Here is a 23,608-nt window from a genome sequence, read left to right as displayed (position 1 = left end):
CGGCCCGCCGCACCTTCAGGCCGTTTGCGTCAGCGCGATCAGGCCGAAGCTCAAGATTCCAAGCAGCACGAGCGAGAGGCTGGCGGCGACGATGACCTTGCCCCCGGCATGGCGAAGGCTGCGAATGTCGACCGACAGCCCAAGCGCCGCCATCGACATGATGGTGAGGATGTTGGAGAGCGAGGCGAGGGGGCCGAGCAGAACCTCGGGAATAAGGCCGAAGGAACGGGCCATGATCATCAGCACGAAGCAGATGATGAACCACGGAACCATCTGCTGCAACTTCAGCCGGCCCTTGCCGGACTGGCCGTGGATGACGGAGAGGGCAGCAATGACCGGCCCCAGCATCAGGACGCGTATGAGCTTGACGATTGTCCCGGTCTGCACCGCAACGGCGCCGAGCGGGGCGGTGGCAGCTAGCACCTGCGGTACGGCATAGACCGTCAGGCCCGCGAAGATGCCATATTGGGTGGCATCAAGACCGAGAAGCTGCGGCAGAAACGGCATCAGCAGAACGGCGGCGACACCGAGAACGGCTGTAAAAGCAATCGATGCGGCGACATCTTCTGGCTTGGCGCCAATGGCGGGCGCTGCCGCCGCAATGGCCGAATTGCCGCAGATGGAATTGCCGCAGGCGATAAGGGTTGCGAGTTTGGGTGGCAGCCCCAGCATCCGCCCGGCGGCATAGCTGAAGATCAGCGACAGGGCGACGATGACAGCGATGCCGCCGATCAGCAAACCGCCGGCGCCTTTTAGAATGGCAAGGCTCAAGGATGCGCCAAGAAGCGCCACCGCAATCTCGAGCAGGGTCTTGGCACTGAACTTGATGCCGGCCGAAGCAACCGCTGGCAGCGACACGAGCGAACGCAAAAGCGTACCGATCAGAATAGCCAGCACCAGATCGCCGAGCCATGCGTGTCCGGCAAGCCGCACCTGAAAGCGTTCCGCCAGAATGGCAGCGCAACTGACCGCCGCGCAAAGCAGAATGCCCGGCAGAAGCGGGTTCAGCGAGCGAAAAGAAGACTGGAAGGGATGAGTGAGGGTGCGATGCTGTGCCATGGCCAGACAATGCCGGAATGGCCTGTTTTATTCTATCAAATAATATGGCATATATTATTCGATAAAATCGAATGAAAAAGCCATGACCTTCGAACAACTCCGCATTTTCATCGCCGTCGCCGAACGCGAGCACCTGACAAGGGCCGCACAGGCGATCGGTCTGACCGCCTCGGCCGTCAGTTCCGCTATCAAGAACCTCGAGGCATTTTACAATGTCGAGCTGTTCCATCGCGTCGGCCGCAATATCGAATTGACCGAAAGCGGACGGGTGTTTCTGGGTGAGGCCAGGGCGACGCTGGCGCGTGTGCGCAGCGCCGAACTGATTCTCTCCGAAATGGGCGGTCTGACGCGCGGCGAAATCACTGTCTGCGCCAGCCAGACCATTGCCAGCTACTGGCTGCCGCCGATCCTCATGCAATTCAAGAAGCTTTATCCGGGTGTTACGCTGAAACTCGATATCGGCAATACGAAAACGGTAACGCAGGCCGTGCTCGATGGGCTGGCTGAGGTCGGCTTCATCGAGGGCAAGATCGACGAGCCGGCGCTGATGGTGCAGCCCGTGGTATCCGACAAGCTTCTGGTCGTCACCGGCTCCGCCCACCCCTTCGCCGACGGCCGTTATCTCACCGCCCTCGATATTCTATACGGAACGTCCTGGGTGTTGCGCGAACAGGGTTCCGGCACCCGCTCCGCCTTCGAGGCGGCGGTGCGGCAGATGGGTGTCGACCCGGCAGATCTTTCCGTGATGCTGGAACTGCCCTCCAACGAGGCCGTGGTGATGGCGGCACGCTCCGGCGGCGCGGCGACGGCGGTTTCCGCCTCCGTCGCCTCCCTCTTCTTACGCCAGGGATTGTTGGTCCGCGCCGGCATCGATCTGCCCGCCCGCAATTTTGCTCTGTTGCGCCACAAGGAACGTCACACCAGCCGTGCCGCCATGGAACTGGAACGCCTCAGCCGTGCCGCCTCGGAGGACTACAAGGCCGGTCTTGCCGGTTTGTAGGTCGAAAGGCCGCGCGGCATTATCGGGATCGCGGTGCGCGGGCAGAGCCTATCACGTCAGCTCATGCGCAACGACGTGATGAACGATTCGATAGTCCCTGCTTTCCTCTCCCAACGGAGCGAGTGGCCATTCCCATGCGGCGGCCGGCGCGGACAGATCAACGCCATGCAGCAAGTCCTCGTGCTGGTGCAGGCTGCCGTCTTTGCCGATAACGTCAAAGGATGTGTCCGTTACCAGGCACACCTTGCAGGGAAGGGCGGCCAGCGCATCCAGATGCGTCTGCATGAGCCTCGGCAAAAGGTCATCAGGCGCGCCGGCAATCTTCTCCCGCTCCAGCCGATGCCGCGCGCCGGTGCCGATCTGTGACAGGAGGTTGGCCGAGACGACGAAATCCAGATAGGGCACCCGCCGCAGGAACTCGAGCGGTTCCGGTTCTTTACCTGCAACGATATCGTCAAAACCGGAAAGATCGCGGTTGACGATGCGCACATTCTTTTTGGAATTGAAGCGTAGCTTCGCCTGCACGCTGGCAAGATGCACCAGATCGACCAGAACCACGGTATCGAACATCGCCACCAGCGCATCGTATGGCACGTCGCGCAGCAGACCCGACCCGAGCACCACCGCCGTCCGTCTCTGTTTGAGTTTTCTCACCGATTGCAGCACAAATTGCTGGCTGTTGTTTTCATGCTCCGCCCATGCTGTTGCGCAGCGATTGGCGCGCGCCCATAGATTGACGGAATAGCGGATATGCGGCCGGAATGGTTTCGGCGTGGCCGCACGCGTGGCGGCATATTGCAGGGCTTCGAGGATCATTGATGCCTAACGGTAAATTTCGCGGCGATGGCCAATTTCCACCACCAGCACGACAAGCTTGTGGTCCTGTATATCGCAGATGATACGGTAATCGCCTACCCGGTAACGCCAGAAGCTGCCGAGTTCTGAGCCTTGCAGGGCGGCACCTGTCTGGCGGGGATTGTCGAGCGCCGCTACTCGGATACGCTGACGCGTCTGCGGATCGATTTTCCGCATCTCTTTCTGGACAAGAACATCGTATTCAATTGTCCAGATCACGCCAGAACTCCTCGGCGCTTACCACCTTTGATTCACCGCGCTGGATGCGCCGCGTCGCCTCTTCGGCTAGATAGAGATCTTCCATATCCTCAATATGTTTCTCAATCGCCTCGCGGATATAGTATGCGGACGTACGGCCCGTGCGCTCGGAAAGCGCTTTCAGCCGTTCATAGGTCTCGTCCGGCAGGCGGATGGCAGTCTGTTTGCTCATTGCTTGCGCCCTTTTCGACTAAAATGGGATACATGCATCCCATATAGCATTGTTTGCCCCGTGCGGCCAGTAGAACCAGAGGCTTTGCGGCTTGCCGCACCGGGCTTCATCATCTAATACACCGGCATAATTTCAGGAAAATATCGGATCGGCATCATGAGCGAAAAAGCAAAAAAGCCTCAGAAACTGAAAGCCCGCCTGCCGCGTGGCTTCGTGGACCGTTCTGCTGCCGATATCCATGCCACCAATGAAATGATCGACAAGATCCGCAAGGTCTACGAGCTTTACGGCTTCGATCCGGTGGAAACACCGCTGTTTGAATATACCGATGCGCTCGGCAAATTCCTGCCTGATAGCGACCGTCCGAACGAGGGCGTATTTTCGCTGCAGGATGACGACGACCAGTGGATGAGCCTGCGTTACGATCTCACTGCACCGCTTGCCCGCCATGTCGCGGAAAATTTTAACGAAATCCAGCTGCCCTACCGTACCTATCGCGCCGGTTATGTGTTTCGCAATGAAAAGCCCGGCCCCGGCCGCTTCCGCCAGTTCATGCAGTTCGATGCCGATACGGTCGGTGCTGCCGGTGTGCAGGCCGATGCCGAAATGTGCATGATGATGGCCGATACGCTGGAAGCGCTTGGCATTGCGCGCGGTGACTATGTCATCCGCGTCAACAACCGCAAGGTGCTGGACGGCGTCATGGAGGCCATCGGCCTTGGCGGCGAGGAAAATGCCGGTCGTCGCCTGAACGTTCTGCGCGCCATCGACAAGCTCGACAAGTTCGGCCCGGAAGGCGTGAGACTACTGCTCGGCCCCGGCCGCAAGGATGAATCCGGCGATTTCACCAAGGGTGCGGGTCTTGATGACTATGCGCGTGAAAAAATCATGTTGCTTTTTACCCACAACGGCGACCAGTCCGCGGACTATTTTGCTGCTATGCAACCGTCCGATGTTTTGCCCTCTGACGCATTGCTGACAGGAGGACAAAGCTCACTGCCTTTGGTTATAGCGAATCCAAGTTTTCTCGATGTATTTGAGCAACATTTCCCAGACGCTGATTTGTTTAGAGAAGGTCTTGATGAACTACGTAAGATCAGTTCTCTCGTTCGTGCGGCAGGTTATGGCACTCAACAAATTCGCATCACTCCTTCCGTAGTGCGTGGCTTGGAATATTATACAGGTCCTGTATTCGAGGCAGAACTTACTAAAGCCATTCCGAATGAAAAAGGTGAGATCGTGCGCTTTGGCTCGGTTGGCGGCGGCGGGCGTTATGACGGTCTCGTCTCGCGCTTCATGGGGCAGCCGGTTCCGGCCACGGGTTTCTCCATCGGCGTGTCGCGACTGATGACGGCCTTGAAGAACCTCGGCAAACTCGGTCAGGTCAAGCCGCTCGCCCCGGTTCTCATCACCGTCATGGATGGCGATGTGGACAGCATGGGACGTTACCAGCGCTTCACACAGGCGCTGCGTGCCGAGGGCATCCGCGCCGAAATGTACCAGGGCAACTGGAAGAAATTCGGCAATCAGCTGAAATATGCCGACCGTCTCGGCTCCCCCATCGCCATCATCCAGGGCGGTGACGAGCGCGCCGAAGGCGTCGTGCAGATCAAGGACCTGATCGAAGGCAAGCGCCTGTCAGGTGAAATCGAGGACAATGCCAGCTGGCGCGAAGCGCGGGTGGCACAGATCACCGCGCCAGAAGCCGAACTGGTGGCGAAGGTTCGCGAGATTCTGGAGCATCATGCAGAGGACGTTCGCCGCGCCGCTGAAGGGCACTGAGGCGATGGCGATCCTCGCGCTCGATCACCTTCAACTGGCGATGCCCGTCGGCCGGGAAGACGAGGCGCGCGCATTTTATGGCGACCTGCTCGGCTTTGCGGAGCAGGCAAAACCCGCCAATCTGGCGGCGCGCGGCGGATGTTGGTTCTCATCTGGACCGATAAAACTCCACCTCGGCATCGATCAGGATTTCAGACCTGCCAGGAAAGCCCATCCTGCCTTTCTGGTAGACGATCTCAGTATCTTGCGAAAAACACTTGAAACTGCAGGCTACCATGTGGTTGAGGATGAGCCGCTCGAAGGATATCACCGGTTTTATGTCCTTGATCCCTTCGGAAACCGCATCGAAATGATGCAGCCGCTCGAACCGTGACGAAAAGTACCGTTCCATGCCCCTGATCGACATGCCGGAATTTTCCGGAGAGCTACTGGAAGAATTCGCCGCGCGCCGCACAAGTCGTGTGAACACGCCTGTCATCCAGCCTGCCGAACCGTTTCTGGATATGGCGGGCGAGGATTTGCGCCGGCGTATTTTCATGACGGAGAGCGAGACAGGCGAAAGCCTGTGCCTGCGCCCCGAATTCACTATTCCCGTCTGCCTGCGCCATATCGAGACAGCGACGGGTACGCCGAAGCGTTACTCCTATCTGGGTGAGGTCTTCCGCCAGCGCCGGGAGGGTGCGAACGAGTTTTATCAGGCCGGCATCGAGGATCTTGGCGATACCGATATCGCCGCCGCCGATGCCCGCGCCGTGATTGATGCAACCGCCATCCTGAAACGCCTTCTGCCTGGCCGTTCGCTCGCCGTCACGCTGGGCGACCAGCAGGTGTTCGAGGCGGTCGTTGCAGCGCTCGGCCTGCCGCTCGGTTGGCAGAAACGGCTGGTGCAGGCTTTCGGCGATATGGCGCAGCTCGACGCGCTGCTGGAAAGCCTCGTGCACCCCAAGCCCATGACCGGCCTTGACGCGCGGGTCGCTGGACTTCTGGCAACGGGCGAAGAGGCGGTGCTGGTCGATTATCTCGACACGGTAATGCAGGAAACCGGCTATTCCACCAATGCCAGCCGCTCGCCGCAGGAAATCGCCCGCCGTCTGCGGGAAAAGCTGGCGCTTGCCGCCACGCGTCTGCCGGATGAGAGTTTCGAACTGCTCAAGCAGTTCCTGGCCTTGCAGGCGCCCTTGCCGCAGGCCTCGCAAGTTCTGGCCGATTTTGCCGCAAAGGCTAAGCTGAAACTGGACGGTGCGCTTTCCGCTTTCGATAAGCGTGTCGCGGCCCTTGCGAATGCCGGGGTCGATCTCGAAACAGTCAGCTACGGCGCGGCCTTCGGCCGTCCGCTCGATTATTATACTGGCCTCGTTTTCGAGGTGATGGAAGAAGGTAGCGATAGCGTTTTGGCCGGTGGTGGCCGTTTTGACCGGCTGCTGACGCTGCTTGGCGCGCAGGAAAAAATACCGGCCGTGGGCTTTTCCCTCTGGCTGGATCGCATCGAAACGGTGCGCGGGAGCGATAAGCCATGATCACCATTGCCTTGCCCTCCAAGGGCCGGATGAAGGAAGACGCCTCCGCCGTTCTCGAACGCGCCGGGCTGAAGGTCGCCGCTGTCGGTAACGACCGGTCCTATCGCGGCCGCATCGAAGGGCGCGACGATATCGAGATTGCCTATCTCTCAGCCTCCGAGATCGCCCGCGAAATTGGTGCTGGCAGCGTGGATTTCGGCGTGACGGGTGAAGACCTGGTGCGAGAGGGGCTGACCAACGCCGATGCGCAGGTGGAATTCTGCGCCCGCCTCGGTTTCGGCCATGCCGATGTCGTTGTCGCCGTGCCGGAAATCTGGCTGGATGTGGACAGCATGGCCGATCTCGGCGATGTGGCCTCGGAATTCCGTGCCCGTCATGGTCGCCGTTTGGCAATCGCAACCAAATACTGGCGGCTGACGCAGCAGTTCTTTTCGCGCCAGCACGGCATTCAGCTTTACCGTATTGTCGAAAGCCTTGGCGCCACCGAAGGTGCGCCGGCGGCAGGGCAGGCGGATATCATCGTCGATATCACCTCCACCGGCTCGACGCTGAAAGCTAACCACCTGAAAATCCTCTCCGACGGCATCATCGTCCGCTCGGAAGCCTGTTTCGTGCGCGCCCGCAAGCCGGAGCACGAAGGTGATCCGGCGGTTCAGGAGATCGCGGCGCGAATAAAAGCGGCTGTCTGAAAGCATAAAAGAAAAAAGCCGCCGGATCGCTCCGGCGGCTTTTTTCTTGGTCAGCCTATGGGCTCAGGCGCGGGCGGCAACGAAGCCGCGCTTTGCGTCGACGGAGTAGGCGCCTGCACCGAAGGTTGCGAGCAGGATATAGGCGCCGGCAAGGGTGATGTTCTTCATCAGCATGATGCCGTTCAGCGTGTTGATCCAGCCGAGAGCAGGCTCAGGCCAGCCGGGAACGGCAACGGTGCCGCTGTGGAATACGAGGCCGGTGAACACGCAGAACGCTGCAAGCGCCCATGCGGCGATCTTCGTCTGGAAACCGGCGAGAATGGCAAGACCGGCAACGAGTTCGAACAGGCCGGCAAGATAGGCAAGCGCGGTTGCGCCAGGCATGCCGGCGCCCGAGATCATGCCGGCAGTGCCAGCCGGATCAGTGAGTTTGCCGAAGCCGGAATAGATGAAGATGAAGGAAAGCAGAATGCGGGCGATGAGAACGAGAGCGTTCTGGCTGCTGGACATGGAGTATCTCCGGTAAGTGATCGGCGTGTCGCCGGTTAAACTGCAAGGTGATGTCTGGAGATATCAATGACCGAAAATCATGCATCTATAAAGATGAACAATAGAAGACAAATTGTCTTCATTTTGTGAACGACCAACAATGTCGTTCAATGACATAGAGCGCGCATCCCGTTTGAACGGGACCATTCGACTCGATCTATCTAATTGTTTTAACAAATTTTCCTGACATAAAGCCGCTGCGTAGTTTTACCGGAAACGCTCTAGGCGGCGAAGCGCATATCCTCGAAACGCGGAAACAGGAAGAGCCCCGAAATGCGCCCTTGCTGGCCGATCTCGAAACCCGAGGATTCGCCCATGCAAATAAGCGGCTGCCGCATTGCCGGCAGGGTAAACAGGCCGGTGGAAAAGCAGAAGCGTGAGGGTGCGGCGGAAGCCTGTTCGAAAATTTCGAGCACGCGGTCGTGGTGACCCCGATCATAACAGCGGATCAGGCTGAGCAGGCCGCACTCACCCTGCGGCAGCCCATGCATGAAAGATGCATGTTCGCCAAGCTTGATGACGCCGCTCGAAAGATCGCCGCTCCATTCCTCCGAAATAAAGAAATGCGACAGGGTCTGAGTATCCGGCATGGTTGTCGCGGCCGCAGGCAGAGCATCGTTGCGTCTTGATATTTCGAACAAATCGCGCCCCCGCATGAACATCGTACCAGCGCTGCAATCTCAAGCGTCGCTGCCAAGTTGATTTTTCATCGCCATCCGCATTCGAGCGTGCCTGCCAAGCATCGAACCCCTTCAATGCTTGCATCCCGCCGCTGCACCCTCAACGGCGCTGACTTATAGTTTATTTTCTTCTACCCACAACAACCTGTCAGAGAGAAAATCAAAAATAATATGTATTCCTTCATCGTAATCGCGAAATATATGAAAAAAAGACAACTAGATGTCGTGCTTATAAACTGGAGAGGGCGAAAATCCGCCCCATCGGCAATTGTGATTCGCCTCTATCGGCACCCGATTATTGCACGCGCTGCCAAAAACAAGCTGACTAAAGTTATCGCTGTTTCAAAAAGAGACAATATTTTTTAAGCCCGATCCCGGCAAGTGAAGATATCGCGCCAGCTCTCACAAGGGGCATGGGCGCCAACGAAAAAAGGGCGATCCGAAGACCGCCCTTTCGTATTCCAGTGACAGGACTGATTAGAAGTCAATGCCGCCCGTCTGGCGCGCTTGCGACGCTAGATCACCAAAAGGCATGGGCGGCAACGAAAAAAGGGCGATCCGAAGACCGCCCTTTCGTATTCCAGTGACAGGACTGATTAGAAGTCCATGCCGCCCATGCCGCCGCCAGGCATCTGGGGCATTGCCGATTCCTTCTTAGGAAGTTCGGCGATCATGGCTTCGGTGGTGATCAGCAGCGAAGCAACCGAAGCTGCGTTCTGCAGAGCCGTGCGAACAACCTTGACCGGGTCGACGATGCCGAGCTGGATCAGGTCGCCATATTCGCCGGTCTGTGCGTTGTAGCCGTAGTTGTCTTCGTTCCGGTCGAGGATCTTGCCAACAACGATGGAAGCTTCGTCACCTGCGTTTTCTGCAATCTGGCGAACCAGAGACTGCAGAGCCTTGCGGACGATGTTGATGCCGGCTTCCTGGTCGTCGTTCTCACCCTTGACGGTGATCTTCGTGGAAGAACGCAGCAGGGCAACGCCGCCGCCCGGTACGATGCCTTCCTGAACAGCAGCGCGCGTCGCGTTGAGAGCGTCGTCGATGCGGTCCTTCTTTTCCTTCACTTCAACTTCCGTCGAACCGCCAACGCGGATCACGGCAACGCCGCCAGCGAGCTTGGCAAGACGTTCCTGCAGCTTTTCGCGGTCGTAGTCGGAAGTGGTTTCTTCGATCTGCGCCTTGATCTGGGCAACACGGCCTTCGATGTCGGACTTCTGGCCAGCACCGTCAACGATCGTGGTGTTTTCCTTGGAGATCGAAACCTTCTTCGACTTGCCGAGCATGTCGAGGGTAACGCTTTCGAGCTTGATGCCGAGATCTTCGGAAATGACGGTACCACCGGTCAGGATGGCGATGTCTTCCAGCATGGCCTTGCGGCGGTCGCCGAAGCCAGGAGCCTTGACGGCAGCGATCTTGAGGCCGCCACGCAGCTTGTTGACGACGAGCGTTGCAAGGGCTTCGCCTTCTACGTCTTCAGCGATGATGACGAGCGGCTTGCCGGTCTGAACGACAGCTTCGAGAACAGGCAGCATGGCCTGGAGGTTCGAGAGCTTCTTTTCGTGCAGAAGGATGTATGCGTCTTCGAGGTCCGCAACCATCTTTTCCGGGTTGGTCACGAAGTAAGGCGACAGGTAGCCGCGGTCGAACTGCATGCCTTCGACGACTTCGAGTTCGGTTTCAGCGGTCTTGGCTTCTTCAACGGTGATGACGCCTTCGTTGCCGACGCGCTGCATTGCTTCAGCAATGTCGAGACCGATCTGACGCTCGCCGTTTGCAGAGATCGTGCCGACCTGTGCAACTTCTTCCGAAGTGTTGATCTTCTTGGCCTTGGCCTGAAGGTCCTTGACGACTTCTGCAACGGCCAGATCGATACCGCGCTTGAGGTCCATCGGGTTCATGCCGGCAGCAACTGCCTTTGCACCTTCGCGAACGATGGCCTGGGCCAGAACCGTTGCGGTGGTGGTGCCGTCACCGGCGATGTCGTTGGTCTTGGAGGCAACTTCGCGAACGAGCTGTGCGCCCATGTTCTCGAACTTGTCTTCGAGTTCGATTTCCTTGGCGACAGAAACGCCGTCCTTGGTGATGCGCGGTGCGCCGAAGGACTTGTCGATAACGACGTTACGACCCTTCGGGCCGAGGGTGACCTTCACTGCATCAGCGAGAATGTCGACGCCCTTGAGCATCTTTTCGCGCGCTGTGCGGCCGAATTTGACTTCTTTGGCTGCCATTTTCAAAACTCCTGGTTTCGAATGGCCGGACGGGGTCCGGCTTGAAATTTAAGGAAACGATGGGTGCGGCGAAATCAGCCGATGATACCCATGATGTCGGCTTCCTTCATGATCAGAAGGTCTTCGCCGTCGAGCTTGACTTCGGTGCCCGACCACTTGCCGAACAGGACGCGATCGCCAACCTTGACGTCGAGAGCGACGACCTTGCCGGCCTCATCGCGAGCGCCGGAACCGACGGCGACGATTTCGCCTTCCTGCGGCTTTTCCTTGGCGGTATCGGGAATGATGATGCCGCCCTTGGTCTTTGCTTCGGACTCAACGCGACGAACGACGACGCGATCATGAAGCGGGCGGAAATTGGTGCTTGTCATTGCCTAATCCCTCGATCAAATGACTTCAGGAACCTTTTGCAGGTTCACGTGATGGGTGTTAGCACTCCTCTTGTTGGAGTGCCAGCAAAGCCGAGATAAGGAGGCGTCCCCCCGGAGTCAAGAACGCACTGCCGGAAAAATTTCACGGCCTATGGTTACCAGCGTTCCATGACAGAAAATTTCCACGCTCTGACGGGCGAGGACAGATCGCTCTTTTTCAGGCAACCTTCGTTTTTGGCGTAGAGGGGTTTTATGTTCGGATGGTGGCCGGTGGGCCGGAGGCAGGTCTGGCACCGCTTTTTTCCTTGCCATCGGCGTCCTGCTTTGCCATGTGACGCACACCCTTTTTTCGCACCCGGAAAGCATATCATGGCCCATCGCATTCTCACCCTCGGCGAAATCACTGATGGGTTCGACGTTGTTCTTTCGGATGTCTGGGGCGTGCTGCATAATGGCGTTAGCGCTTTCCCGGATGCGGCGGTTGCGCTGCACGACGCGCGCAAGGCCGGCAAGACCGTGGTGCTCATCACCAATTCGCCGCGTCCGGCCCCCGGTGTCATCGCCCAGCTTCGCGTTCTCGGCGTGCCGGATGAGGCCTATGACCGCATCATCACATCGGGAGACGTCACCCGGGGCCTGATCGCGGAAGGCCCAAGAAAAGTCTTTCTGCTCGGCCCCGAGCGTGACATGCCGCTGCTGGAAGGTCTCGATGTCGAACGGGTCGGCGAGGCGGAAGCGGAATCCGTCGTCTGCACCGGTTTCTTCGATGACGAGACGGAAACGCCGGAAGACTATACGGAAATGTTGAAAGGCTTCATCGCCCGCAAGGCGCCGATGATCTGCGCCAACCCCGATCTGGTGGTAGAGCGCGGCGAGCGCATCATTCCCTGCGCCGGCGCCATGGCCGCATATTACGAACAGCTTGGCGGCGAAGTCCGTATTGCCGGCAAACCGCACGCGCCGATCTATGAAGCCTGCCTCGCGGCGGCGAAAGAAGTGCGCGGCGATTTCCCGAAGGATCGCGTGCTCGCCATCGGCGATGGCATGCCGACGGATGTGAAGGGCGCAATTGCGAGCGGCCTCAACCTTCTTTATATCAGCGGCGGCATTCACGCCGCCGAATATACGCTGAATGGCCAGACGGACGAGGCGCTTCTGAACGCCTATCTGAAGGGGCAGGGCGCGGCTCCCGGCTGGTGGATGCCCCGCCTTGCCTAGGAAACGTCTGGCGTAAGCCGGCGTAAACAATGGATCGACTGCAATGACCGTCTTTCATCGCAATGAAAAAAAGGAGCCGCTGCCTGAAGGCTTGCGCGGCGGCGTCATCGCGATCGGCAATTTCGATGGTGTGCATCGCGGCCACCGTGCCGTTCTGGACCGTGCGCTGGAACTGGCCGAGGCGCGTGGCGTACCGGCACTGGTGCTGACCTTCGAACCGCATCCCCGTTCCGTCTTCCGCCCCGAAACGCCGGTCTTCCGCCTGACGCCTGCGCCGTTGAAGGCACGTATTCTCGAGGCCATCGGTTTCCGCTCGGTCATCGAATACCCCTTCGACCGCGAGTTTTCGCAGCGCTCGGCGGAAGAGTTCGTCAATTCCATTCTGGTCGACTGGCTGGGCGCCAGCGCAGTCGTCACCGGCTTTGATTTTCATTTCGGCAAGGGCCGCGAAGGTGGCCCGGCATTTCTGATGGCGGCCGGCAAGCGCAACGGCTTCGACGTGACGCTCGTGGATGCCTTTCGCGACGAGGGCGCGGATGTCGTCTCCTCGAGCCGTATCCGCTCGCTTCTGTGCGAAGGAGATGTGGCAGGTGCCGCCGGACAACTCGGGTATCGTTTCACGGTGGAAAGTGAAGTCATCGGCGGCCAGAAGCTGGGGCGAACTCTGGGTTACCCAACGGCCAACATGGCGCTTTCACCCGAAACGGAGCTGAAAGCCGGCATCTATGCCGTGCGGTTCCGCCGCCCCGACGGGGCGATTTACGATGGCGTTGCAAGCTTCGGTTACCGCCCGACGGTCACCGATAACGGTGCGGCACTTCTGGAAACCTACGTCTTCGATTTTTCCGGTGATCTCTACGGTGAGGTGTGTTCGGTATCCTTCTTCGGGCACCTGCGTAACGAGCTGAAATTTGACGGCTTGGACCCGCTGGTCGCGCAGATCAGGCGGGATGAGGAAGAGGCGCGGGCGATGCTGTCAGGCGTGCGGCCGCTCAGTGAATTGGATGCGAAGATAGCATTTTGAGCGGGCAGATAATCCTGTCCCGGATTGTCGTCGCTTTTCACTTCCTTTTTGCCGGAAAACCGCATAAACAACCGGCCATGTCCCAATACCGGTTGCTGTTTAAAGTTCAGATAGGCCGAATTATTGGCCCGGCCTTCCGCCCGCTCTGAAGAGCCGGAAGGTCCGGGATTTTGGCGCTCGTCATGGCATTTGACATGGCGCTTTCCGTATTTGCCCTCTTTGAAATTGAGACGGCGCGACCGACACGGCGCGCAACAACGGTACAATTATGAGCGACACCGCAGAAAAATTCGACTATTCCTCGACCCTCTATTTGCCGCAGACGGATTTCCCGATGCGTGCCGGCCTGCCGCAGAAAGAACCGGAAACGGTGAAGCGCTGGCAGGAAATGGGCCTGTATAAAAAGCTCCGCGCATCCGCCGCCGGTCGCGAGAAATTCGTGCTGCATGATGGCCCGCCCTATGCCAACGGCAACATCCACATCGGCCATGCGCTGAACAAGATCCTGAAAGACGTCATCACCCGCTCGTTCCAGATGCGCGGTTTCGACGCCAATTACGTGCCTGGCTGGGATTGCCACGGCCTGCCGATCGAATGGAAGATCGAGGAAGCCTACCGCGCCAAGGGCAAGAACAAGGACGAGGTTCCGGTCAACGAATTCCGCAAGGAGTGCCGCGAGTTCGCTGCTGGCTGGATCAAGGTTCAGTCGGAAGAGTTCAAGCGCCTCGGCATCGAGGGTGACTTCGAAAACCCCTACACAACCATGAACTTCCACGCGGAAGCCCGCATCGCCGGCGAACTGCTGAAGATCGCCAAGAGCGGCCAGCTCTATCGCGGTTCCAAGCCGATCATGTGGTCGGTTGTCGAGCGCACGGCGCTGGCGGAAGCCGAGGTCGAGTATCACGACGTTGAAAGCGACATGATCTGGGTGAAGTTCCCGGTGAAGGACGCTGCGCCAGCTCTTTCCGGCGTCTCTGTCGTCATCTGGACAACCACGCCGTGGACCATCCCCGGCAACCGCGCCATCGCCTTCTCCTCGAGGGTCGAATATGGCCTGTTCGAAGTCGAAAGCGCGCAGAACGATTTCGGTCCGCAGCCGGGTGAAAAGCTGATCTTCGCCAGAAAGCTTGCCGATGAGGCTGCTGCCAAGGCGAAGGTGACCTTCAAGTTCGTGCGCGATGTGAAAGCTGAAGAACTGGCCGCCATCACCTGCGCCCATCCTTTGGCGTCGCTTGGCTACGATTTCCCGGTTCCGCTTCTCGATGGCGACCATGTCACCGACGATGCAGGCACGGGCTTCGTGCACACCGCGCCGAGCCATGGCCGCGAGGACTTTGACGTCTGGACCGCGCATCAGCGTGAGCTGGAAGCGCGCGGCGTTTCGCCGGCCATCCCGTTCCCCGTTGGCGATGACGGTTTCTATACCGAGGACGCACCCGGTTTCGGCCCGTCTGCCGAAGGCGGTGCGGCCCGCGTCATGGATGATAACGGCAAGAAGGGCGATGCCAACGAGCGCGTCATCAAGGCGCTGATCGCGGCCAACAACCTGTTCGCGCGCGGCCGTCTGAAGCACAGCTATCCGCATAGCTGGCGCTCCAAGAAGCCGGTGATCTTCCGCAACACGCCGCAGTGGTTTGTCTATATGGACAAGGAACTGGGCGACGGGACGACGCTGCGCTCGCGTTCGCTTGATGCCATCGACCAGACCCGTTTCGTTCCGGCATCCGGCCAGAACCGCCTGCGCGCCATGATCGAAGGTCGGCCCGACTGGGTTCTGTCGCGCCAGCGCAGCTGGGGCGTGCCGATCGCGGTCTTCGCCGACGAGCAGGGTGAGGTTCTGGTCGACGAGGCTGTCAACGCCCGCATCCTCGAGGCCTTCGAGGCTGAAGGTGCGGATGCCTGGTTCGCCGAAGGCGCCAAGGAACGTTTCCTCGGCAATGACCATGACCACGCCAGATGGCAGCAGGTCATGGACATCCTCGATGTGTGGTTCGATAGCGGCTGCACCCATACCTTCACGCTGGAAGACCGCCCGGACATGAAGTGGCCGGCGGATGTCTATCTCGAAGGCTCGGACCAGCATCGCGGCTGGTTCCATTCGTCGCTGCTGGAAAGCTGCGCGACGCGTGGCCGCGCGCCTTATAACGCCGTCGTCACCCATGGCTTCACCATGGACGAGCAGGGCCGCAAGCAGTCCAAGTCTCTCGGCAACGTTGTTGCACCACAGGACGTGATGAAAGAGTCCGGCGCGGATATCCTGCGCCTGTGGGTCATGACGACCGATTACTGGGAAGACCAGCGTCTGGGCAAGGCCATCATCCAGACCAATATCGACGCGTATCGCAAGCTGCGCAACACCGTGCGCTGGATGCTCGGCACGCTTGCCCACGACAAGGGCGAGGAGATCGCCTATGCCGATCTGCCGGAACTGGAAAAGCTGGTGCTGCACCGCCTGTCCGAGCTGGATAAGGTCGTGCGCGACGGGTACGACGCCTTCGACTTCAAGAAGATCGCCCGCGCCCTGATCGATTTCGCAAATGTGGAGCTGTCGGCTTTCTACTTCGACATCCGCAAGGACACGCTTTATTGTGACGCGCCGTCGTCGCTGAAGCGCCGTGCATCGCTGTCGGTCATCGCCAAGCTGTTCGATTGCCTCGTCACATGGCTTGCGCCCATGCTGCCCTTCACCACTGAAGAAGCATGGCTTTCGCGCTATCCGGATGTGGAATCGGTGCATCTCGCCCAGTTCCCGGAAATTCCGGCGGAGTGGAACAACGACGCGCTGGAAGCGAAGTGGGAGAAAATCCGCAAGGTCCGCACGGTCGTCACCGGTGCGCTCGAAGTGGAACGTCGTGAAAAGCGTATCGGCTCCTCGCTTGAGGCAGCGCCCATCGTGCACATTGCCGACGCCGATCTTCTGGCGGCTCTCTCCGGGCAGGATTTTGCCGAAATCTGCATCACCTCGGCCATTTCGGTGGTCGGCGATGAAGGCCCTGCCGATGGCTTCCGCTTGCCGGAGGTCGCAAAGGTCGTGGTCGAGCAGAAGCTGGCGGAAGGCGCAAAATGCGCACGCTCCTGGCGTATCACCACCGATGTCGGTTCCGATCCGGACTATCCGGAGGTTTCGGCCCGTGATGCGGCGGCACTGCGCGAGCTTGCCGCGCTGGGATGATTTAAAGCTGCTGCGCATCGTTCCTGTCGAAAAATCGATTTCGAGTTTCGGGCCGATGCGCGAGGAAAATGGCCGGATGAATTGCGCTTTAGCTCTTCATCCGGTACACCTGCCTGAAAATGGCCGGATTTGCACGGCAATGCGGGCTACCGCCTGCCGAAAGACGATGTCTGGCGCAATGGGACGGACGGCTGGAAGGGTTTTTATGAAGACGATGAAGGCTTTTGGGCAGGATAACGCGCAGGGTTTGAGCATGTTCCGCACGGTTGCAGGTATCACGGCGATAGGCGTGCTGCTCAGCGCCTGCACGAGCCCGACCTATGGTACGGGCAAGACTGCGGCAGAACAGCTTGTAGACGACCTCGGCAACGCGACTTCGATCACCGGCAACGATCAGGAAAAACGCAACCTGAAATACAGCCCGCGTCCGGGTCTGGTTGTCCCCGCCCAGTCCCGCGCCGAGCAATTGACGACGCCGCAGCAGAACATGGCCAGCCGCGAAAACAACCCGCAATGGGTCGAATCGCCGGAAGAGACCCGTGAACGCCTGCGCGACGAGGCGGATGCCAATAAGAACAATCCGCATTACCGCTCACCGCTGCTTGCCGGCAACGGCACGGCCGGCCAGATGACCGAAAGCCAGAAATGGGAAGCCTTCCGCAAGGCCAAGGCAGATGCCCAGGGTGGCTCTGTCGTCAACGCCCAGCGCAAGTTCCTGACTGATCCGCCGCAGGAATATCGTAGCGTTCCGCAGGATCAGCTGACTGACCTCGGTGAGCCGGAGCAGAAGAAGGAAAAGCGCCGTAAGAAAGAAGCGGCGATGGCAAACACCGGCAAACCCTGGTGGAACCCCTTCTGATAAAATGAAGGGCTTATGGCCTGCGGGAAAGATTGCATCTCCCGCCGGCTGCTTATTCGTCGAGACGTTTCTCGCGAAAGAATTTCCGCAGAATTTCAGCACTTTCGCTTTCCGCCAGCCCCGAATACACATCAGGCGCGTGGTGGCATGTCGGCTGGCTGAAGAAGCGCACGCCACTATGCACCGCGCCGCCCTTCGGGTCTTCCGCACCGTAATAGAGACGACGGATGCGGGCAAACGAGATCGCCGCCGCGCACATGGTGCAGGGTTCCAGCGTTACATAGAGATCGGCACCGGGCAGGCGTTCTTGTTCCAGCGCCTCGCAGGCCATGCGGATTACGGCGATTTCGGCATGTGCCGTCACATCGTTCAATTCACGGGTGCGATTGCCGGAACGGGCGATGACGCGACCGTCCATAACCAGGACTGCGCCGATCGGAACCTCCTGCCGCTCACCGGCGGCACGGGCTTCCGCCAGCGCCAGTTCCATGAAATGCGTCCTTTCGGCCATTGCGTTTCAATTTCCTCTTAACCCTTGTGCTTGGACCTGATAGGACAGCCCAAACAACAGGCAAACAGCAAATGACTTTTAAAGACAAGCCGAAGCGTGACGGTGGCAAGACTTTTAGCCGCGACAAGAAGCCGAAAGGCCCCGGCAAGCCCGCCGCAGAGCGTGAAAAGAAACCGGTAGAAGCCAAGGCGGCTCCGGTGCAGGAAGCCGTTATGGGCACCAAGCCAGAGCGCATTTCCAAGATCATGGCGCGCGCCGGCGTTGCCTCGCGCCGCGATATCGAGCGCATGATCATGGAAGGCCGCGTGTCGCTGAACGGCGTCAAGCTGGACACCCCGGTGATGAACGCGACTCTTTCCGACAAGATCGAAGTGGATGGCATGCCCATCCGCGGGGCTGAGCGCACGCGCCTGTGGCTTTACCACAAGCCCGCTGGCCTGGTGACGACCAATTCCGACCCGGAAGGCCGCCCGACCGTTTTCGACAATCTGCCGGGTGAATTGCCGCGTGTGCTCTCTATCGGCCGCCTCGACATCAATACCGAAGGCCTGCTGCTGTTGACCAATGATGGCGGTCTCTCCCGCGTGCTGGAACTGCCGACGACCGGCTGGCTGCGCCGCTACCGCGTGCGCGCCCATGGCGAGGTCGATCAGGCAGCGCTCGACAAGCTGAAGGAAGGCATTGCCGTCGACGGCGTGCTTTATGGCGCTATCGACGCGACGCTCGACCGCACCCAGGGTCACAACGTCTGGATCACCATGGGTCTGCGCGAAGGCAAGAACCGCGAGATCAAGAACGTGCTCGGCGCGCTCGGCCTTGAGGTCAACCGCCTGATCCGTATCTCCTACGGCCCGTTCCAGCTTGGCGATCTGCCTGAAGGCAAGGTGCTTGAAGTGCGTGGCCGCATGCTGCGTGACCAGCTTGGTCCGCGCCTCATCGAACAATCCGGCGCCAATTTCGACGCGCCGATCTACGATGCGCCTGTCGCCGACGATGAAGAAGAAAATACGCCCAAGCGCGCGCCCCGGTCCGAATGGGCAAAGAGCGATGCGCCGGAAGGCAAGCCGCGTTTCGACAGGGCTGCCGGCAAACCGGAAGATCGCCGCGAAAAGGCGCTCGGCCGTCTCGACACCAAGCGCGGTGACAAGCCAGCCGGCAAGTTCGGTGGCAAACCTGCCGGGAAATTCGGCGCGAAAACCCGTGGCGAAGAGGATGGCGAAGAACGCCGCCCCGCCCGCCCGCCCGCCGGCACCAGTCGCACGGCCAATGTCTGGATGGCGCCCGGCGCAAAGCCCACCCGTGATGGCAAGGAGCGGAAGTCTTCTGCCCGCGCGGAAGCGGAAAGCCTGTTCAAGAAGCCATCCGCCCAGGCGGAAGCGCGCCGCAACGTCGTCAGGCATGCCGATTCCGAGGGCGAGTGGATCCGTTCGGATTCCCCGCGCGAAGAGGAAGGCGGTCGTGGACGTGGCGACGGCCCGCGCGGTGGAAAGAGCTTTGGAGATCGCGGCGGGAAATCCTTCGGTGACCGCCCGTTCCGTGACAAGCCACGTGAAGCGGGAGATCGCCCGCGTGGCGACGGTCCTCGCGGCGAGAAGAGCTTCGGAGATCGCCCCGCACGCGGTGGAAAACCGTTTGGCGACCGTCCGTTCCGTGACAAGCCACGTGAGGAGGGTGATCGCCCGCGCAGCGACCGCCCACGCGGCGAGAAGAGCTTCGGAGATCGCACAGCACGTGGTGAGAAACCTTTCGGTGAGCGTCCGTTCCGCGACAAGCCCCGCGAAGACGGTGATCGCCCACGCGGCGACCGGCCTTTCGGTGACAAGCCAAGAGGCGCAAAACCGGGTGGAAAACCCGGCGGCAGGCCCTCATCGGGCAAGCCTTCTTTTGGAAAACCGGGTGAACGTGGCGAACGTTCGGGTTTTTCAGGCAAGGGCAAAGGCCCCGGTGGCGGTAGCGGCCCCGGCGGCGGCAAACCGGGCGGCAAAGGCCCGGGTGGCAAACCTTCTGGTGGCAGGGGAATGACACGTAATGCGGATCGTAGGCGGTGAGTTCCGCGGCCGAAATCTGGCCGCGCCGAAAACAAATTCCATTCGTCCGACAATCGACAGGACACGGGAAAGCCTCTTCAATATTCTAAGCCACGCCTATCCGGAAAGTCTTGACGGTACGCGCGTTCTGGACGTTTTTGCCGGAACGGGCGCGGTCGGGCTGGAGGCGCTTTCGCGTGGCTGTCGTGTGGCGCTCTTCGTCGAAAACGGCGTTGAGGGCAGGGGGCTGTTGTGGGAAAATATCGATGCGCTGGGGCTGCATGGGCGTGCCCGCATCCTGCGGCGTGACGCGACCAAGCTTGGCGGCGTCAACAATATCGAGCCCTTCGATCTACTGTTCGCCGATCCGCCCTATGGCCAGGGCCACGGGGAGAAGGCATTTGCTGCTGCCCATGCTGGCGGCTGGCTGGCACCCGGTGCGCTCGCCATTCTGGAAGAGCGCGGCGATGTTGTGGTCAATGTCGAGCCGGTGTTCAAACCGCTCGAAAGCCGCATCTTCGGTGACTCGAAAATGCACTTCTACCGCTACGAGCCCTAGAGCATTTCCAGCAAAAAACGGCCCCGGTTTCCGTGCGGAAATGCCGCAAAACAAAGAGTTAGAGTGTTTTCGCGATTTGAAGAAAAGCGAAAACGCTCTGACGGCAGCACTTCCCGTCACGTCACGGTCTTGTCTTGTTTGCCGAATAGGCAGAGGCTTTGCCGTGGAAAGGGTCTTGGGTATTTGGCATGGAGCAGGGTGTAAACGACAGCGTCACAATGGTTCACGCCGGGCAAGAGGCAATCGATGCCAGCCGCGAGATCGGTCATGAGCCGACATTCGGCCTGGCGCTCGGCGGCGGTGGCGCACGCGGCATCTGCCACATCAACGTCATCGAGGCATTCGACGAACTAGGCATTCGCCCGGTCGCGCTTTCCGGCTCCTCCATCGGCTCCATCATCGCAGCAGGCATGGCGGCCGGCATGAGCGGCAAGGAAATCCGCGAATATACGCTTGAACTCATGGGGCGGAAGGGTTCGGTCGCCAACCGTCTCTGGAGCCTTGGCCCCGCATCCATGCGCCATGCGGTCGATGGCTTTCGTCTTGGCCAGTTCAATCTCGAACTCATTCTGCACGCCTTGATGCCGCAGGCCCTGCCGAAGGATTTTTCCGAACTTGCCATTCCCCTGAAAGTGGTGACCACGGATTATTATGCGCAGACCGAAGTGGTGGTGGAAACCGGCGAGATCATTCAGGCGCTGGCGGCTTCTGCGGCTATTCCGGCTCTATTCATGCCGGTGCGCGTCAACGGCCGCATCATGATCGATGGCGGCATCTTCAATCCTGTGCCCTATGAGCATCTGATGGATCAGGCCGATATCATCGTCGGCATCGATGTGGTTGGAGGCCCTGAAGGTGATGGCACCACCATGCCGAACCGGCTGGACAGCCTGTTCGGCGCCAGTCAGCTGATGATGCAGGCGGCCATTGCCCTGAAACTCAGATTGCGCCCGCCGCATATTTTCCTGCGCCCACCGGTGCACCGTTTCGGCGTGCTGGATTTCCTCAAATCGGAAGAAGTTCTGAACGCTTCCGCCGGGATCAAGGATGATCTGAAACGGCAGATCGAAATGCAGGTGGAACTGTTCCATCGCGGGCAGGGCGTGGAGGCTTGAGCGGTACTCCTTGAGTATTCGCTATGGGCGAGCGCGTGCCGCTTAGTGGGTGACTGCTATTTCACCCTCGTCTTCGTCCTCTTCTTCCTCGCGCTTTTCCACCTTGTTCTTCGGCTTCATCAGTGGCTCGGGCTTCACTTCGCGCACCGGCTTGTTGTGCAGCATCTGCCTGCCGGCGGCGAGCCCTTCCACGGCCTGTAGCTGCAATCTCTCCTCGTCGCGCTCGCGTATGTCGTCGGAAATGGCAAGCGCCCTTTCGCCGTCCATGTCCAGCCCTTCCAGAATGCGGCGGCCAAACAGCAGGCCGGATTCCAGCGTCTCGCGGATTTCGTATTCCACGCCCTTTTTCCTGAGATCGAGGGAATGAATGCGGTCATAGGAGCGGGCATAGATGCGCACGCTTGGAAATTCCGACTGGATCATGTCGATGATGCGGTCGGTGACTTCCTTTTTATGGGTGCAGACCGCCACGAGATCGGCGCGCTCTATGCCAGCCGCGATCAACACGTCCTTGCGTGTACCATCGCCAAAAAAGATGCGGAAACCGAAGCGGGAAGCCTGACGTACACGATCGGCCGAACTGTCGATGACAGTCACGTCGCGCCCACCGGCAAGCAGGATTTGCGAGGCGATCTGGCCGAAGCGCGAAAAGCCGATCATCAGCACATCGGCGCCAGCCCCGTCAAAATCCTCGTCCAGCGTGTCCTCATCGGCATCCTCCGCCGTCAGCCGGCGAGAAACCACTGCCAGCAGCGGCGTCAGCGCCATGGAAAGCGTCACGATGGCGACAAGGATGGAAGCCGTCGCCTGCGGAAACAGGCGGGAGGCGGCGGCAGTGGAAAACAGCACGAAACCGAATTCGCCGCCCTGCGCCAGCAGCAGCGCGATACGGCTCGATGCATAACGGGATGAACCGGCGATGCGGCATAGCCCATAGATTACGGCCGCCTTCACAGCCATCATCGCCGGCACGGCGATCAGGATGAGAAGAATGTGCTCGTAGACGATGTTGATGTGCAGCGACATGCCGACAGCCATGAAGAACAGCGCCAGAAACAGCCCGCGAAACGGCTCGATATCGGCTTCCAGCTCGTGCCGATAAGAAGATTCCGACAGCATCAGCCCGGCCAGCAGCGCACCCATGCCCATCGAAAGCCCAACCGCCTCCATGATGGCGGCCGCACCGATGACGACGAAGAGGGCGGCGGCGATCATCACCTCCCGCGCACCCGTGCGGGCGATGATCTGGAACATCGGCGTCAGCAGATAACGCCCGGCCAACACCATGCCCGCCACCGCGACAACGGAGGCGACGAGATCGTAGGCCATCGAATCCGTTGGTACGTCCGGGCGGTTGGAAAGAATGGTCACAAGGGCGAGAAGCGGTACGATAGCGAGATCCTGAAACAGCAGGATCGAGAAGGAGCGGTTGCCATGCCGCGTATTCATGTCGCCATCGTCTTCAAGAATCTGTAACGCAAAGGCGGTGGAGGAGAGTGCAAGGCCGAAACCCGCAACGAGGCTGCCGCGCGCGTCGATCAGTCCGGCCCACCAGGCAATCAATGCCAGCACGCTGCCCGTCACCAGCACCTGCGCCAGCCCCAGCCCTAAAATATCGCGCCGCATCTGCCATATGCGCGATGGCTTGAGTTCGAGGCCGATGATGAAGAGCAGGAAAACCACGCCCAGTTCCGAGACGTTGAAGATATCTTTCGCGTCTGTCACCAGATGCAGGAACGGCCCGATGACGATGCCCGCCACCAGATAACCGAGCACGGTGCCAAGGCCGAGTTTGCGGAAAATCGACGCCGCGATGACAGCGCCGGCCAGAAGCAGCAAGGGTTCGGAAAAGAGAGCGTCGTGCTCGGTCATGCTGGCTGACTTTCGAATATGGTGGCGACAAAGCCTTGTCGATGGAGAAAGCGGCGTTTCGCCCTTGATGCGGGGTTGATGGCACAAT

Annotated in this window: 22 protein-coding genes; 12 read left to right on the top strand and 10 right to left on the bottom strand. The window is 59.7% G+C overall.

Annotated features, from left to right (window positions below):
* Positions 1-15 precede the first annotated feature (15 nt).
* Complete coding sequence (locus tag ACQZ6D_RS14525) at positions 16-1,059, bottom strand: YeiH family protein (RefSeq protein ID WP_065703874.1); 1,044 nt, start codon at positions 1,057-1,059, stop codon at positions 16-18.
* A gap of 82 nt (positions 1,060-1,141) precedes the next feature.
* Here ACQZ6D_RS14525 and ACQZ6D_RS14520 point away from each other — a divergent pair, with 82 nt between their 5' ends.
* Positions 1,142-2,059, top strand: coding sequence for a LysR substrate-binding domain-containing protein (locus ACQZ6D_RS14520; RefSeq protein WP_004432220.1), 918 nt, complete (start codon positions 1,142-1,144; stop codon positions 2,057-2,059).
* 51 nt (positions 2,060-2,110) lie between these two features.
* On the opposite strand, the gene ACQZ6D_RS14515 is transcribed toward ACQZ6D_RS14520, so the two are convergent.
* Genes ACQZ6D_RS14515 through relB form a run of 3 tightly spaced genes read right to left on the bottom strand, consistent with a single transcriptional unit; the run spans position 2,111 to position 3,344 of the window.
* Positions 2,111-2,875, bottom strand: coding sequence for a hypothetical protein (locus ACQZ6D_RS14515; protein WP_065703876.1), 765 nt, complete (start codon positions 2,873-2,875; stop codon positions 2,111-2,113).
* A 6-nt stretch (positions 2,876-2,881) separates the two neighbouring features.
* Positions 2,882-3,133 carry a type II toxin-antitoxin system RelE family toxin gene (locus ACQZ6D_RS14510; protein WP_065703878.1) on the bottom strand — a complete coding sequence of 84 codons (252 nt, stop codon included), beginning with the start codon at positions 3,131-3,133 and terminating at the stop codon, positions 2,882-2,884.
* Positions 3,117-3,344, bottom strand: a complete 228-nt coding sequence (relB, locus tag ACQZ6D_RS14505) for a type II toxin-antitoxin system RelB family antitoxin (protein ID WP_013635548.1) — start codon at positions 3,342-3,344, stop codon at positions 3,117-3,119. Before relB ends, ACQZ6D_RS14510 begins: the two co-directional genes overlap by 17 nt.
* Positions 3,345-3,500: 156 nt before the next feature.
* Between relB and hisS the strand changes: the two genes are divergently transcribed.
* From hisS to hisG, 4 genes are read left to right on the top strand one after another with little or no spacing between them, the layout of a single operon-like run.
* Positions 3,501-5,126 (top strand): histidine--tRNA ligase, encoded by a 1,626-nt coding sequence (gene hisS, locus ACQZ6D_RS14500; RefSeq protein ID WP_065703880.1) that lies wholly within the window; start codon positions 3,501-3,503, stop codon positions 5,124-5,126.
* A 4-nt stretch (positions 5,127-5,130) separates the two neighbouring features.
* Positions 5,131-5,499: a VOC family protein gene (locus ACQZ6D_RS14495; protein WP_026330619.1), complete on the top strand. Its 369-nt coding sequence runs from the start codon at positions 5,131-5,133 to the stop codon at positions 5,497-5,499.
* A gap of 16 nt (positions 5,500-5,515) precedes the next feature.
* A complete protein-coding gene (locus tag ACQZ6D_RS14490) occupies positions 5,516-6,643 on the top strand; it encodes an ATP phosphoribosyltransferase regulatory subunit (protein ID WP_004432209.1) in 1,128 nt (375 codons plus the stop codon).
* Complete coding sequence (gene hisG / locus ACQZ6D_RS14485) at positions 6,640-7,332, top strand: ATP phosphoribosyltransferase (protein ID WP_004432208.1); 693 nt, start codon at positions 6,640-6,642, stop codon at positions 7,330-7,332. The genes ACQZ6D_RS14490 and hisG overlap by 4 nt, the downstream gene beginning before the upstream one ends.
* Before the next feature lie 63 nt (positions 7,333-7,395).
* On the opposite strand, the gene ACQZ6D_RS14480 is transcribed toward hisG, so the two are convergent.
* The 4 genes from ACQZ6D_RS14480 to groES all read right to left on the bottom strand — a co-directional run bounded on the left by ACQZ6D_RS14480 (position 7,396) and on the right by groES (position 11,163).
* Positions 7,396-7,842 (bottom strand): DoxX family protein, encoded by a 447-nt coding sequence (locus ACQZ6D_RS14480; RefSeq protein WP_065703882.1) that lies wholly within the window; start codon positions 7,840-7,842, stop codon positions 7,396-7,398.
* A 260-nt stretch (positions 7,843-8,102) separates the two neighbouring features.
* Entirely contained in the window at positions 8,103-8,537 is a 435-nt protein-coding gene (locus ACQZ6D_RS14475) for a hypothetical protein (protein WP_025592588.1), read from the bottom strand.
* Positions 8,538-9,157: 620 nt separating this feature from the next.
* Positions 9,158-10,792: a chaperonin GroEL gene (groL, locus tag ACQZ6D_RS14470; protein WP_004432205.1), complete on the bottom strand. Its 1,635-nt coding sequence runs from the start codon at positions 10,790-10,792 to the stop codon at positions 9,158-9,160.
* Between the two features lie 74 nt (positions 10,793-10,866).
* Positions 10,867-11,163, bottom strand: a complete 297-nt coding sequence (gene groES, locus ACQZ6D_RS14465) for a co-chaperone GroES (protein WP_003494080.1) — start codon at positions 11,161-11,163, stop codon at positions 10,867-10,869.
* Between the two features lie 369 nt (positions 11,164-11,532).
* Between groES and ACQZ6D_RS14460 the strand changes: the two genes are divergently transcribed.
* The 4 genes from ACQZ6D_RS14460 to ACQZ6D_RS14445 all read left to right on the top strand — a co-directional run bounded on the left by ACQZ6D_RS14460 (position 11,533) and on the right by ACQZ6D_RS14445 (position 17,436).
* A complete protein-coding gene (locus ACQZ6D_RS14460; protein WP_004432196.1) occupies positions 11,533-12,381 on the top strand; it encodes a TIGR01459 family HAD-type hydrolase in 849 nt (282 codons plus the stop codon).
* Between the two features lie 43 nt (positions 12,382-12,424).
* On the top strand, positions 12,425-13,405 hold the full coding sequence (locus ACQZ6D_RS14455; protein WP_065703883.1) for a bifunctional riboflavin kinase/FAD synthetase: 981 nt from the start codon (positions 12,425-12,427) through the stop codon (positions 13,403-13,405).
* 268 nt (positions 13,406-13,673) lie between these two features.
* The gene (gene ileS / locus ACQZ6D_RS14450; protein WP_065703885.1) at positions 13,674-16,577 is read left to right on the top strand and encodes an isoleucine--tRNA ligase; all 2,904 of its coding nucleotides are present in this window, start codon (positions 13,674-13,676) and stop codon (positions 16,575-16,577) included.
* Between the two features lie 205 nt (positions 16,578-16,782).
* The gene (locus tag ACQZ6D_RS14445) at positions 16,783-17,436 is read left to right on the top strand and encodes a hypothetical protein (RefSeq protein ID WP_019564237.1); all 654 of its coding nucleotides are present in this window, start codon (positions 16,783-16,785) and stop codon (positions 17,434-17,436) included.
* 52 nt (positions 17,437-17,488) lie between these two features.
* Here the strand turns inward: ACQZ6D_RS14445 and ACQZ6D_RS14440 are convergent, their stop codons facing one another.
* Positions 17,489-17,947, bottom strand: coding sequence for a nucleoside deaminase (locus ACQZ6D_RS14440; RefSeq protein ID WP_013635558.1), 459 nt, complete (start codon positions 17,945-17,947; stop codon positions 17,489-17,491).
* Between the two features lie 71 nt (positions 17,948-18,018).
* Between ACQZ6D_RS14440 and ACQZ6D_RS14435 the strand changes: the two genes are divergently transcribed.
* The 3 genes from ACQZ6D_RS14435 (at position 18,019) to ACQZ6D_RS14425 (ending at position 21,648) form a co-directional block, all read left to right on the top strand.
* Positions 18,019-19,995 carry a pseudouridine synthase gene (locus ACQZ6D_RS14435; RefSeq protein WP_174005512.1) on the top strand — a complete coding sequence of 659 codons (1,977 nt, stop codon included), beginning with the start codon at positions 18,019-18,021 and terminating at the stop codon, positions 19,993-19,995.
* Positions 19,976-20,533: a 16S rRNA (guanine(966)-N(2))-methyltransferase RsmD gene (gene rsmD / locus ACQZ6D_RS14430; RefSeq protein ID WP_004432183.1), complete on the top strand. Its 558-nt coding sequence runs from the start codon at positions 19,976-19,978 to the stop codon at positions 20,531-20,533. Before ACQZ6D_RS14435 ends, rsmD begins: the two co-directional genes overlap by 20 nt.
* Positions 20,534-20,721: 188 nt before the next feature.
* Positions 20,722-21,648, top strand: a complete 927-nt coding sequence (locus ACQZ6D_RS14425; protein WP_065702803.1) for a patatin-like phospholipase family protein — start codon at positions 20,722-20,724, stop codon at positions 21,646-21,648.
* A gap of 42 nt (positions 21,649-21,690) precedes the next feature.
* Here ACQZ6D_RS14425 and ACQZ6D_RS14420 read toward each other — a convergent pair whose 3' ends face one another.
* Positions 21,691-23,520, bottom strand: coding sequence for a monovalent cation:proton antiporter-2 (CPA2) family protein (locus tag ACQZ6D_RS14420; protein WP_004432178.1), 1,830 nt, complete (start codon positions 23,518-23,520; stop codon positions 21,691-21,693).
* Positions 23,521-23,608: the final 88 nt, after the last annotated feature.

The sequence above is a fragment of the Agrobacterium sp. 22-3639C2 genome, assembly GCF_053522105.1.
The sequence above is the reverse complement of the archived record's forward strand: the minus strand, read 5'-3'. Positions and strand labels throughout refer to the sequence as shown.

What these genes read in the sequence shown, in the direction of transcription:
- ACQZ6D_RS14435 (WP_174005512.1), top strand. Translation starts at nt 18,019, where the DNA reads ATGACTTTTAAAGACAAGCCGAAGCGTGACGGTGGCAAGACTTTTAGC.
- ACQZ6D_RS14495 (WP_026330619.1), top strand. Translation starts at nt 5,131, where the DNA reads ATGGCGATCCTCGCGCTCGATCACCTTCAACTGGCGATGCCCGTCGGC.
- ACQZ6D_RS14515 (WP_065703876.1), bottom strand. Translation starts at nt 2,875, where the DNA reads ATGATCCTCGAAGCCCTGCAATATGCCGCCACGCGTGCGGCCACGCCG.
- ACQZ6D_RS14445 (WP_019564237.1), top strand. Translation starts at nt 16,783, where the DNA reads ATGAAGACGATGAAGGCTTTTGGGCAGGATAACGCGCAGGGTTTGAGC.
- ACQZ6D_RS14475 (WP_025592588.1), bottom strand. Translation starts at nt 8,537, where the DNA reads ATGCGGGGGCGCGATTTGTTCGAAATATCAAGACGCAACGATGCTCTG.
- ACQZ6D_RS14525 (WP_065703874.1), bottom strand. Translation starts at nt 1,059, where the DNA reads ATGGCACAGCATCGCACCCTCACTCATCCCTTCCAGTCTTCTTTTCGC.
- rsmD (WP_004432183.1), top strand. Translation starts at nt 19,976, where the DNA reads ATGCGGATCGTAGGCGGTGAGTTCCGCGGCCGAAATCTGGCCGCGCCG.
- hisS (WP_065703880.1), top strand. Translation starts at nt 3,501, where the DNA reads ATGAGCGAAAAAGCAAAAAAGCCTCAGAAACTGAAAGCCCGCCTGCCG.
- ACQZ6D_RS14455 (WP_065703883.1), top strand. Translation starts at nt 12,425, where the DNA reads ATGACCGTCTTTCATCGCAATGAAAAAAAGGAGCCGCTGCCTGAAGGC.
- ileS (WP_065703885.1), top strand. Translation starts at nt 13,674, where the DNA reads ATGAGCGACACCGCAGAAAAATTCGACTATTCCTCGACCCTCTATTTG.
- groES (WP_003494080.1), bottom strand. Translation starts at nt 11,163, where the DNA reads ATGACAAGCACCAATTTCCGCCCGCTTCATGATCGCGTCGTCGTTCGT.
- ACQZ6D_RS14440 (WP_013635558.1), bottom strand. Translation starts at nt 17,947, where the DNA reads ATGGCCGAAAGGACGCATTTCATGGAACTGGCGCTGGCGGAAGCCCGT.
- ACQZ6D_RS14425 (WP_065702803.1), top strand. Translation starts at nt 20,722, where the DNA reads ATGGAGCAGGGTGTAAACGACAGCGTCACAATGGTTCACGCCGGGCAA.
- ACQZ6D_RS14520 (WP_004432220.1), top strand. Translation starts at nt 1,142, where the DNA reads ATGACCTTCGAACAACTCCGCATTTTCATCGCCGTCGCCGAACGCGAG.
- groL (WP_004432205.1), bottom strand. Translation starts at nt 10,792, where the DNA reads ATGGCAGCCAAAGAAGTCAAATTCGGCCGCACAGCGCGCGAAAAGATG.
- ACQZ6D_RS14480 (WP_065703882.1), bottom strand. Translation starts at nt 7,842, where the DNA reads ATGTCCAGCAGCCAGAACGCTCTCGTTCTCATCGCCCGCATTCTGCTT.
- hisG (WP_004432208.1), top strand. Translation starts at nt 6,640, where the DNA reads ATGATCACCATTGCCTTGCCCTCCAAGGGCCGGATGAAGGAAGACGCC.
- ACQZ6D_RS14460 (WP_004432196.1), top strand. Translation starts at nt 11,533, where the DNA reads ATGGCCCATCGCATTCTCACCCTCGGCGAAATCACTGATGGGTTCGAC.
- relB (WP_013635548.1), bottom strand. Translation starts at nt 3,344, where the DNA reads ATGAGCAAACAGACTGCCATCCGCCTGCCGGACGAGACCTATGAACGG.
- ACQZ6D_RS14490 (WP_004432209.1), top strand. Translation starts at nt 5,516, where the DNA reads ATGCCCCTGATCGACATGCCGGAATTTTCCGGAGAGCTACTGGAAGAA.
- ACQZ6D_RS14420 (WP_004432178.1), bottom strand. Translation starts at nt 23,520, where the DNA reads ATGACCGAGCACGACGCTCTCTTTTCCGAACCCTTGCTGCTTCTGGCC.